13 protein-coding genes and 1 other RNA gene are annotated in these 9693 nt (G+C 66.6%); 12 read left to right on the forward strand and 2 right to left on the reverse strand.

Annotation, left to right across the window (positions count from 1 at the left end; all coding sequences use genetic code 11):
* Positions 1–9 precede the first annotated feature (9 nt).
* From IEW01_RS02685 to recO, 12 genes are all read left to right on the forward strand, one after another.
* Positions 10–2154: a RelA/SpoT family protein gene (locus IEW01_RS02685; RefSeq protein ID WP_188526052.1), complete on the forward strand. Its 2145-nt coding sequence runs from the start codon at positions 10–12 to the stop codon at positions 2152–2154.
* A 23-nt stretch (positions 2155–2177) separates the two neighbouring features.
* Positions 2178–2825, forward strand: coding sequence for a DUF2062 domain-containing protein (locus tag IEW01_RS02690; RefSeq protein WP_188526053.1), 648 nt, complete (start codon positions 2178–2180; stop codon positions 2823–2825).
* A gap of 32 nt (positions 2826–2857) precedes the next feature.
* On the forward strand, positions 2858–3607 hold the full coding sequence (locus IEW01_RS02695) for a pyridoxine 5'-phosphate synthase (protein WP_188526054.1): 750 nt from the start codon (positions 2858–2860) through the stop codon (positions 3605–3607).
* Positions 3604–4029 carry an ABZJ_00895 family protein gene (locus tag IEW01_RS02700; RefSeq protein WP_188526055.1) on the forward strand — a complete coding sequence of 142 codons (426 nt, stop codon included), beginning with the start codon at positions 3604–3606 and terminating at the stop codon, positions 4027–4029. The genes IEW01_RS02695 and IEW01_RS02700 overlap by 4 nt, the downstream gene beginning before the upstream one ends.
* Positions 4026–4427, forward strand: a complete 402-nt coding sequence (acpS, locus tag IEW01_RS02705) for a holo-ACP synthase (protein WP_188526056.1) — start codon at positions 4026–4028, stop codon at positions 4425–4427. The genes IEW01_RS02700 and acpS overlap by 4 nt, the downstream gene beginning before the upstream one ends.
* Positions 4428–4483: 56 nt before the next feature.
* Positions 4484–5266 carry a signal peptidase I gene (gene lepB / locus IEW01_RS02710; protein ID WP_188526057.1) on the forward strand — a complete coding sequence of 261 codons (783 nt, stop codon included), beginning with the start codon at positions 4484–4486 and terminating at the stop codon, positions 5264–5266.
* On the forward strand, positions 5263–5949 hold the full coding sequence (gene rnc, locus IEW01_RS02715) for a ribonuclease III (RefSeq protein ID WP_188526058.1): 687 nt from the start codon (positions 5263–5265) through the stop codon (positions 5947–5949). Before lepB ends, rnc begins: the two co-directional genes overlap by 4 nt.
* Positions 5946–6395 (forward strand): hypothetical protein, encoded by a 450-nt coding sequence (locus tag IEW01_RS02720; protein WP_188526059.1) that lies wholly within the window; start codon positions 5946–5948, stop codon positions 6393–6395. The genes rnc and IEW01_RS02720 overlap by 4 nt, the downstream gene beginning before the upstream one ends.
* A 70-nt stretch (positions 6396–6465) precedes the next feature.
* Positions 6466–6894: a group III truncated hemoglobin gene (locus tag IEW01_RS02725; protein WP_188526060.1), complete on the forward strand. Its 429-nt coding sequence runs from the start codon at positions 6466–6468 to the stop codon at positions 6892–6894.
* A 47-nt stretch (positions 6895–6941) separates the two neighbouring features.
* A complete protein-coding gene (era, locus tag IEW01_RS02730; RefSeq protein WP_188526061.1) occupies positions 6942–7850 on the forward strand; it encodes a GTPase Era in 909 nt (302 codons plus the stop codon).
* Entirely contained in the window at positions 7847–8179 is a 333-nt protein-coding gene (locus IEW01_RS02735; RefSeq protein WP_188526062.1) for a DUF1491 family protein, read from the forward strand. Before era ends, IEW01_RS02735 begins: the two co-directional genes overlap by 4 nt.
* A 66-nt stretch (positions 8180–8245) precedes the next feature.
* Positions 8246–9007 (forward strand): DNA repair protein RecO, encoded by a 762-nt coding sequence (recO, locus tag IEW01_RS02740; protein WP_188526063.1) that lies wholly within the window; start codon positions 8246–8248, stop codon positions 9005–9007.
* Here the strand turns inward: recO and IEW01_RS02745 are convergent.
* Both IEW01_RS02745 and ffs read right to left on the reverse strand, forming a co-directional pair.
* The gene (locus tag IEW01_RS02745) at positions 8966–9508 is read right to left on the reverse strand and encodes a TetR/AcrR family transcriptional regulator (RefSeq protein WP_188526064.1); all 543 of its coding nucleotides are present in this window, start codon (positions 9506–9508) and stop codon (positions 8966–8968) included. The two genes, recO and IEW01_RS02745, sit on opposite strands and share 42 nt — an antisense overlap.
* Before the next feature lie 85 nt (positions 9509–9593).
* Positions 9594–9692, reverse strand: an RNA gene (ffs, locus tag IEW01_RS02750) — signal recognition particle sRNA small type.
* Position 9693: the final 1 nt, after the last annotated feature.

Below are 9693 nucleotides of genomic sequence, written 5' to 3' on the forward strand. Positions count from 1 at the left end.
CGGAAGACCTTGCCCGCAGAGGCCGCGACCACTTTCGCAGAACTCGATCCCGAGGAACTGGTCGCCCGGATCCGCGCCTATAACCCGAAGTCGAATTCCGAGAAGCTGCGCGAGGCGTTCTTCTACGGGATGAAAATGCACGATGGGCAGACGCGCCACTCGGGCGAGCCGTATTTCACCCATCCCGTGGCGGTTGCGCACATTCTCGCCGAACAGCGGCTTGATGATTCGACCATCATCACCGCGCTTCTGCACGACACGATCGAAGACACGAAATCGACCTACCCCGAAATCGAAAAACGATTCGGGCGCGATGTGGCCGAGCTTGTCGACGGCGTCACCAAGCTCACCAACCTGCAGCTCAATTCGTCCGAGACGAAGCAGGCGGAGAACTTCCGCAAGCTGTTCATGGCGATGTCGAAGGATCTGCGGGTGATCCTCGTCAAGCTCGCCGACCGCCTGCACAACATGCGCACGATCAAGCATATGCGCCCCGACAAGCAGGTGCAGAAAAGCCGCGAGACGATGGATATCTACGCGCCGCTCGCAGGCCGCATGGGCATGCAATGGATGCGCGAGGAACTCGAAGACCTCGCCTTTCACGTGCTCAACCCCGAGGGGCGGGCGTCGATCATTCGCCGTTTCATCCGGCTTCAGAAGGAATCGGGCGACGTGATCAACAAGATCACCGCCGATATCCGGCTGGAACTCGATCGCGCCAGCATCGAGGCCGACGTATTCGGCCGCGCCAAGAAGCCCTATTCGATCTGGCGCAAGATGCAGCAGAAGGACCAGCCGTTTTCCCGGCTGTCCGACACCTACGGTTTTCGCGTCATCACCCATTCGGAGATGGATTGTTACCGTGTGCTCGGGGTGATCCACCAGCGTTGGCGCGCGGTGCCGGGGCGGTTCAAGGATTACATAAGCCAGCCCAAGTCGAACGGCTACCGCTCGATTCACACCACCGTTTCGGGGCGTGACGGCAAGCGGGTCGAGGTGCAGATCCGCACCCGCGAGATGCACGAGGTCGCGGAGGCCGGCGTGGCGGCGCATTGGTCCTACCGCGACGGTGTGCGCGCCGAGAACCCCTTTGCCGTCGATCCGGCCAAGTGGCTCGCGGCGCTGACCGAGCGTTTCGAAAGCGCCGATGACTACGACGACTTCCTCGAGCACGTGAAGCTCGAGATGTATACCGACCAGGTTTTCTGCTTCACGCCGAAGGGCGAGGTGGTGAAACTGCCGCGCGGCGCCACGCCGCTCGATTTCGCCTATGCCATCCACACCCGGATCGGCGACAGCTGCGTCGGCGCCAAGGTCGACGGTATCCGCGTGCCGCTGTGGACCCGGATCAAGAACGGCCAGTCCGTCGAGATCATCACCGCCGAGGGCCAGAGCCCGCAGGCGACCTGGCTCGACATCGTGGTCACGGGCCGGGCCAAGAGTGCGATCAGGCGCCGGCTGCGCGAGGAGGATCGCGAGCGGTTCATCAAGCTCGGGCGCGAGCTTGCCCGCGTCGCCTTCGAACACGTGGGCCGTCGGGCCACCGACAAGGCGCTCGAAACCGCGGCCAAGCAGATCGGGCTCGGCTCGACCAGCGAGTTGCTCGCCCAGCTCGGCTCCGCCGAGCTTGCCGCGCGCGACGTGGTGGCGGTGCTCTACCCGGAGGCGAGGGAAGGCGGCGAGATTGACGGCAAGCGCGCCGTGGTCGGCCTTGATCCGGGCCAGAGCTTTCAGCTCGCGCAGTGCTGCCAGCCTGTGCCGGGCGAGCGCATCGTGGGCATTTCCTACCGCGGCCGCGGCGTGGTGGTGCACACGATCGACTGCGGCGCGCTGGAAGCGGTGGCGGAAGACTCGGATCGCTGGGTCGATGTGCAATGGCATTCGGGCAAGCACGCCGCCGTGCATACCGTGAGCCTCGAGGTGACGATCGCCAACGATGCCGGCGTGCTGGGGCGGATTTGCTCGTTGATCGGTGAGCAGAAGGCCAATATCTCGGATCTGAGGTTCGTGGACCGCAAGCCCGACTATTTCCGGCTCGTCATCGACGTGGATCTGCGCGATATCGAGCATCTGCATGCCGTCATGCTCGTGCTCGAAGCCGACAGCGACGTTGCCGAGATCCGGCGCCACCGGGATCTGTCCCGCGCACCGTAACCTAACCGCCCGGAGGAGGTCCGGTGTTCAAACGCAACCCGCGCTCCTACGCCAGGTCTGTGCTGGAGTTCTTCTATCCGCGCGGCGGATGGTATCGCGCGGCGCGTTACGTGATTCACCGCATCCGGCGCCTGCCCGACCCCGCGCACAGGATCGCACGGGGCGTGGCGGCCGGGGTGTTCGTGTGCTTCACACCCCTGTTCGGACTGCATTTTCTGACGGCAACACTGATCGCATGGGTGATCCGCGGCAACATTCTCGCCGCGCTCCTCGCCACCTTCGTGGGCAATCCGCTCACCTTCCCGCTGATCGCCGAACTGTCGCTCCGCCTCGGGTCGCGGATCCTGGGCTATCCCGTGCCGATTCACCTGCCGCGGGTGGTCGAGGCCTTCGGGCACGCCACCGGAGATCTCTGGCGGAACCTGCTCGCGGTTTTCACCCCGGCCGAGGCCGACTGGACGCGGATCGCCGGGTTCTGGGACGCGGTGATGCTGCCCTACCTTGTCGGCGGCCTCCTGCCCGGGCTGGCGGCGGCGCTGGTGGCCTACTTCCTGACCACGCCGCTGATCACCGCCTACCAGAAGGCCCGCATCAAGCGGCTGCGCAAACGCTACGACAAACGCCTCGCCGAAAGCGTGGCAAGGGCTGACGCCGACGACGAGCCGCGATAGGCTCGCGCGGAATTCACGAAGGAATCGCCATCATGCAACCGCTTGGCAAACTCAGACTCGGCGTCAACATCGATCACGTGGCCACGGTGCGCAACGCCCGCGGCTCGGCCTATCCCGACCCGGTGCGCGCCGCGAAACTGGCTGAGGACGCCGGCGCCGACGGCATCACCGCGCACCTGCGCGAAGACCGCCGGCATATTTCCGATCGCGATATCGAGGCGCTGATGGCGGCGCTCACGCTGCCGCTCAACCTCGAGATCGCCGCGACCGCCGAGATGCAGGCGATCGCCCTGCGCCACCTGCCGCATGCCGTCTGCATCGTGCCCGAGAACCGTCAGGAGGTGACCACCGAAGGCGGTCTCGACGTGGCGGGGCAGGAAGCCCGCCTTGCCGATTTCATCGGGCCGCTCGCCGAGGCGGGAATCCGGGTTTCGTTGTTCATCGGCCACGAGGCCGAGCAGATCGAGGCCGCGGCGCGGGTTGGTGCGGCTGTGGTGGAACTGCACACCGGCGCCTATTGCGATTTCCATTACGCCGGCGAGGCCGAGCGGCGGGACGCCGAGCTTGCGCAACTCGCCGAGGGTGTGCGCCGGGCCCATGCGCTCGGGCTCGAGGTTCATGCCGGCCACGGGTTGACCTACGACACGGTCAAACCCGTCGCCGCGTTCCCCGATGTGATGGAGCTCAATATCGGGCATTTCCTGATCGGCGAGGCGATCTTCACGGGGCTTGCAGCTTCGATCGCCGAGATGCGCCGGCTGATGGACGAGGCGCGCGCGTGATCGTTCGTCTTGGCAGATATACGGTGATCTATCTTGCGACCCTCGCGGCGCTGCTGGTGATCGGGCTGGTCATGACGATGCGACTGGAGATGGCGCCACCGAGCGGTCTGAGCGTGTTGTTGCCGCCGCTGGTCGGCGCGATCATCGAGGGCCAGCGGCTCGCCCGCAGCGAGATCGAGAAGATCGTTGTTGCCGACGCCTGGCGCGCCGCCGCGGCGATGACCGTGATCGCCCTGGTGGTCGACGCGGCGGTGCTCGTCGTGGCCCAATTCCTCCCCGGGCCGCGCGAGATCCTCATTGCCCTTTCCCCCGCGTTCTTCGTGTTCTCGGGCATAACGCTCGCCCTCCTTGTCTTGCTCGCGAACCGCTACGGCCTGACGTTCGCGTTCAACAACGAGCGCAAGCGGAAGACGGGCCGATGATTCTCGGCATCGGCACCGATCTCGCCAATATCGAGCGCATCGCCGGGGTGCTGGAGCGCCATGGCGACCGCTTCCGCAAACGGGTGTTCACCGAGATCGAGCAAAGCAAAGCCGAGCGCCGGGCCGATGTGGCCGGCACCTACGCCAAGCGATGGGCCGCCAAGGAGGCCTGCTCCAAGGCGCTGGGCACCGGCTTGCGGATGGGGATTGCCTGGAAAGACATGGCGGTCACCAACCTGGGCAGCGGCCAGCCCGAGATGCACCTCACCGGCTGGGCCGCCGAGCGCCTCGCCGAGATGACGCCGCCCGGCCACGCGGCCACCGTTCATGTCAGCCTCACCGACGATCACCCCTGGGCGCAGGCCTTCGTGCTGATCGAAGCCCGCCCGATTGCTTGACACGCGCCGGGCAGCCCCTCATATCGCCTCAAACCCAGCAAAAAAGGCAGCGCATCATGGCCGAGAAGAAAGACGGCATCCTGGAGACGGTCAAAACGATCTTCTGGGCCCTCCTGATCGCGGGTGTGTTCCGCACCCTGTTCTTCCAGCCCTTCTTCATCCCCACCGGCTCGATGAAAGATACGCTGCTGATCGGCGATTTCGTCTTCGTCAACAAGATGGCCTATGGCTATTCGCGCTATTCCTGCCCCTTCGCCATGTGCCCGGTGCCCGGCCGGGTCATGGGCTCGGAGCCCGAGCGCGGCGATATCGTGGTGTTCCGCCACCCCACGCTCAACACCGACTACGTCAAGCGCGTGATCGGCCTGCCGGGCGACCGCATCCAGATGCAGGAGGGGCTGCTCTACATCAACGGCGAGGTTGCGCCGCAGGAGCCTGACGGCACCTTCGAAGAGGTCTTCGAACGCCAGGGCAGCTTTGGCACCGCACCCAAGTGCTCCAACGGTTCGGTCGGCGAAGGCGCGATCTGCAGCAAGGAAAAGGCGGTTGAAACCCTGCCGAACGGGCACACCCACTCGGTGCTCAACGTGCGGGATTACCCGGGCTTCCCCGACAACACCGATGTCTACACCGTGCCCGAAGAGCATTTCTTCTTCATGGGAGACAACCGCGACAACTCGACCGACAGCCGCGTCGACCAGCGCGCGGGCGGGGTTGGAATGGTGCCCTACGAATACTTGCTCGGCCGGGTCGATCGGGTGATGTTCTCCTCCGCCGGCAAGCGCCTGGTTTATTTCTGGACGTGGCGGAGCGACCGTTTCTTCAAGAAGGTGGAATGAAGCTCTCCGCTGAACTGAGGGCCTTCGCGGGCCGGATCGGGCACGAGTTCAACCGGCCCGAGCTTCTGGTTCGCGCGCTCACCCATGGCTCGTTTTCTTCCGAGACGCGGCCCGACAACCAGCGGCTCGAGTTCCTCGGCGATCGCGTGCTCGGCCTGGTGATGGCCGAGGCGATGCTGGCCGCCGACCGCGCTGCGACGGAGGGCCAGCTTGCCCCCCGCTTCAACGCGCTGGTGCGCAAGGAAACCTGCGCCGACGTGGCCCGCGAGGCCGATCTTGGCGCGGTGCTGAAGCTGGGGCGGTCCGAGATGATGTCGGGCGGGCGCCGCAAGCAGGCGCTTCTGGGCGACGCGATGGAAGCGGTGATCGCGGCGGTCTATCTCGATGGCGGCTTCGAGGCGGCGCGCGAGGTGATCCTGCGGCTCTGGGGCAAGCGGATCGAGACAGTTGAGGCCGATGCGCGCGACGCCAAGACCAGCCTGCAGGAATGGGCGCAGGCGCGCGGGCTGCAACCGCCGCGCTACGCCGAGATCGCCCGCGAAGGGCCGGATCACGCGCCCGAGTTCACCATCGAGGCGCGGCTCGACAGCGGCGAGGCCGCCAGCGCGCGCGCCACCTCGAAACGGGCGGCGGAGCAGGCGGCGGCCAAGGCGCTGCTTGACCGGCTGGAGGGCCGCAAATGATCGGCGAACGCGAGATCAGCTCTTTCGAGGCCCTGTTCGAGACGATGCGCCCCTGTCGCAGCCCGTGGTGGGTGATCGGGCCCGCGGCCGCGGCCCTCTACGGAATCGACGTCGGCGAGCTCGAACGGATCGACGTTGTGGTCGCCCCCGGTGATGCGCGCGCGCTCGAGGCCCGCATCGACTGCCACAAGGAACGCCGCCACGGCACCGCGCTCTTGCGCGCCCGCACAACGCTGGCGACTCAGCTCGGCGCAATGCCCGTGATCTTTCATTCCTGGATCGAAGCGCGGTTCGGCGGCGAGTGGCGTCCGCTCAAGATCGAAAGCCGCAAACCGATCGAGGTGGGTGAGGCGCTGATACCGGTGCCGGCCCGTGACGAGCTGGCCGCGATGCTCGCGGCCTATGGGACCGGCCACGAGCGGGCGATGGCCAGGGCGCTGAGTTGAGGCGGGCCTTGCGTCAGCCTGTGCGTAAGCGGCCCGGCGCCTTGGCTATTTCGAAGCACCGGAGGTAGACATGTCGACCGCGACACCGATCCAGAAATTCGACATCACCGCCGAGGAGATCGACGCGCTGGTGGGGTTGTTCTACCAGCGCATCCGCGCCCACCCGATGCTCGGACCGATCTTCGCCCGCGCCATCGCCTCGCAAGACGGGCCGGAATGGCGCGCGCACGAAGCGCGGATCGCCGCGTTCTGGCGCAACGCGATCGGGATCGACCGCAGTTATGACGGCAACCCGATGCAGGTGCACCGCGCCAACCGCGACATTCATCCGGGCATGTTCTCGACGTGGCTCGACCTCTTTCACATGACCGCCGCCGAGGTTCTGAGCCCCGAGAAGGCCGCCAATATGTCGGCTCTTGCAGAACGCATCGGGCAGAGCCTGCGCTACGGCGTGACCACGCGCGACGAGCAGCGCGGCGCGCCGCCGATCCTGCGCTGACACGAGGCCACTGGCGCGATCCTCCGATTTGGTCTAAGCCCGCCGGCATGAGCACAAGAGCCGGATTTGTCGCCCTCATCGGCGAACCCAACGCGGGCAAATCGACGCTGACGAATTATCTCGTCGGCGCGAAGGTCTCGATCGTGACCCACAAGGTCCAAACCACCCGGGCGCGCATTCGCGGCGTGGCGCTGGAGGGCGACGCGCAGCTCGTGCTCGTCGACACCCCCGGGCTGTTCCGCCCGCGCCGCCGGCTCGACCGCGCCATGGTCGCCGCCGCCTGGGCAGGTGTGGCGGACGCGGACGTGGTGGTGCTGCTGATCGAGGCGCACCGGGGGATCACCGCAGGCGTCGAGAGCATTCTCGAAGGCCTTGCCAACATGCCCAAGGGCCGCACCGTGGCACTTGCGATCAACAAGATCGACAGGGTGAAATCCGAGGTTCTGCTTGGCCTCGCGAAAGAGATGAACGAACGGTTCGCCTTCGCGAAAACCGTCATGATCTCCGCCGAGAAGGGCTACGGCGTGGCGGAGCTGAAAAGCTGGCTGGCGGAGCAGATGCCCGAAGGCCACTGGCTCTACCCCGAGGATCAGATCGCCGATCTGCCGCTGCGCATGATCGCCGCCGAGATGACGCGCGAGAAGCTCACGCTCAGGCTGCACCAGGAACTGCCCTACCAGCTCACCGTCGAAACCGAAAACTGGGAAGAACGCCCGGATGGTTCCGCCCGGATCGACCAGATCGTCTACGTTGCCCGCGATGGCCACAAGGGAATCGTGCTGGGCAAGAAGGGCGAGACGATCAAGGCGGTGAGCCAGGCGTCGCGGGCCGAGCTTGAAGAGTTTCTTGGCCGCAAGGTTCACCTGTTCCTGCAGGTCAAGGTGCGGCCGAACTGGCTGGAAGAGGCTGAACGTTACTCCGAGATGGGCCTCAATTTCAGAGACGGCAATTCGTGAGCCGACTGGCCGCGGGCCTCTGGGTTTCGGCCTACATCACCCGACTACAGGCCGAAGGCATCCCGGTTTACGTCGTGGCGCGGGGCGACGACACCGCCGGCGCGGTGCTGGTCAAGCTCGCCACCATGGATGGCGCGGCAGTCGCGTTTCAGCGGGTGGCCGACCTGATGTCGGGCACCCGGAAATGGGACGTGCTGGCCGAGGGCCCGGAATCGGAGGTGGATGCCGCCATTGCCCGCCAGCGACGGTTCGACCCTGATCTCTGGGTGATCGAAGTGGAAGACGCCCGCGGGCGGCATTTGCTCGACGAGCCCGGACTGGCGGAATAGAGCCACGCGCGCCGCTTGCGCCTTCGTGCCGCCGCATGGATACTCGCGGCAAGGGGGCGAGCGCAGATGGACTGGCGTGACCAAGGCACACTTCTCAGCGTCCGCAAGCATGGCGAGACCTCGGCGATCATCGAGGTGTTCACCGCCGAGCACGGCCGGCACGCGGGCGTGGTGCGCGGCGGCACCTCGCGCAAGATCGCCCCGATCCTGCAGCCCGGCGCGCAGCTCGATCTCGCCTGGCGGGCGCGGCTTGAAGACCATATCGGCAGCTTCACCGTCGAGCCGGTAAAAAGCCGGGCGGCGGCGGTGATGGACGATCGCGCGGCGCTCGCGGCGCTCAACGCGATGACCGCGCTCCTCGCCTTCGCGCTGCCCGAGCGCGAGGCGCACCCGAGGCTCTATGCCCGCAGCATCGCGATGTTCGATCTCCTCGGGCAAACCCCGGCCTGGCCCGTCGCCTACCTGCGATGGGAACTGGCGTTGCTCGAGGAACTCGGGTTCGGACTCGATCTGTCCGGTTGCGCGGTTACCGGCGGGCGGGAAGATCTCGTCTTCGTGTCGCCGAAGTCGGGGCGCGCGGTCAGCGCCGAGGGGGCAGGGGAATGGGCCTCCCGGCTCCTGCCCTTGCCGCCGGAACTGCTCGGGGTGGTGACGTGCGATCTCGCCGGGCTTGTCGACGGGCTGCGCACGACAGGGCATTTCCTGCGCCACGGGCTCGCCCATTCGCTCGGCGACAAGCCGTTGCCGGAGGCCCGGGCTCGGCTGGTCGACCGATTGGCGCGGGGCTCAGGCGTCCTGCAGGGCGAGCAGCGCGGCGGTGAGGGTTGAGCGCGCGCTGTCGTTCATGGCGTCGGAGTCTGCACCGGGCAGGGTGAGCATGCCGATATGCGCGGCGTAGACGATGCGGGCGAACTCCGGGTTGGTCAGGCCGAGCGCGTCGAGCACCGCAACGATATGGGCTAGGCGGGCCTCGTCGACCTGTTCCACGGCCGCCGCGGCGTCGTCATCGAAGCGTGCCCAGGCCCGAACGGAGGCTTCCGAGGCCCCATCGCCGATGATCGCGGCGAGGTTGCGCAGCCGTTCGGCGGCGGGAGCGGCGAGGTTGGCCGATTGCCGCAGCATCGTTTCGGCGCCGGCCTGCCAATGCCTGGCAAGCTGTGTTCGGAAGGCGTCGATATCCTTGAAATGCCAGTAGAAGCTCCCCTTCGTGGTGCCCAACGCGCGCGCGAGCCGCTCCGCTTTCAGCGCGTCCGGTCCGGACTCCGTGAGCGCGGCGAGGCCGGCTGTGAGCCAGTCTTCGGGGCCGAGGCGCGAACGATGGGCTGACATGGCGCCTTTCCACAGGATGAGGGCTGCCGAAGCTTACGCAGCGCGGCCGCAAGGTGCAATATGCGGGCATCCGATCAATCGGGGGAGGTGAGAGGCTGGACATCGACCCAAGCGGGGCTCGTTACGGCTGCTTCCTTCCGGACCTGACCGGGTTGGCGAGGCGCTTGCCCGCGCCAACCTCTCGA

The sequence above is a fragment of the Sinisalibacter lacisalsi genome, from assembly GCF_014640115.1.
GTDB lineage: Bacteria > Pseudomonadota > Alphaproteobacteria > Rhodobacterales > Rhodobacteraceae > Sinisalibacter > Sinisalibacter lacisalsi.

Coding starts and splice junctions, on each gene's coding strand:
- IEW01_RS02695 (WP_188526054.1), top strand. CDS start 2,858: ATGCAACCGCTTGGCAAACTCAGACTCGGCGTCAACATCGATCACGTG.
- acpS (WP_188526056.1), top strand. CDS start 4,026: ATGATTCTCGGCATCGGCACCGATCTCGCCAATATCGAGCGCATCGCC.
- lepB (WP_188526057.1), top strand. CDS start 4,484: ATGGCCGAGAAGAAAGACGGCATCCTGGAGACGGTCAAAACGATCTTC.
- rnc (WP_188526058.1), top strand. CDS start 5,263: ATGAAGCTCTCCGCTGAACTGAGGGCCTTCGCGGGCCGGATCGGGCAC.
- IEW01_RS02720 (WP_188526059.1), top strand. CDS start 5,946: ATGATCGGCGAACGCGAGATCAGCTCTTTCGAGGCCCTGTTCGAGACG.
- IEW01_RS02725 (WP_188526060.1), top strand. CDS start 6,466: ATGTCGACCGCGACACCGATCCAGAAATTCGACATCACCGCCGAGGAG.
- era (WP_188526061.1), top strand. CDS start 6,942: ATGAGCACAAGAGCCGGATTTGTCGCCCTCATCGGCGAACCCAACGCG.
- recO (WP_188526063.1), top strand. CDS start 8,246: ATGGACTGGCGTGACCAAGGCACACTTCTCAGCGTCCGCAAGCATGGC.
- IEW01_RS02745 (WP_188526064.1), bottom strand. CDS start 9,508: ATGTCAGCCCATCGTTCGCGCCTCGGCCCCGAAGACTGGCTCACAGCC.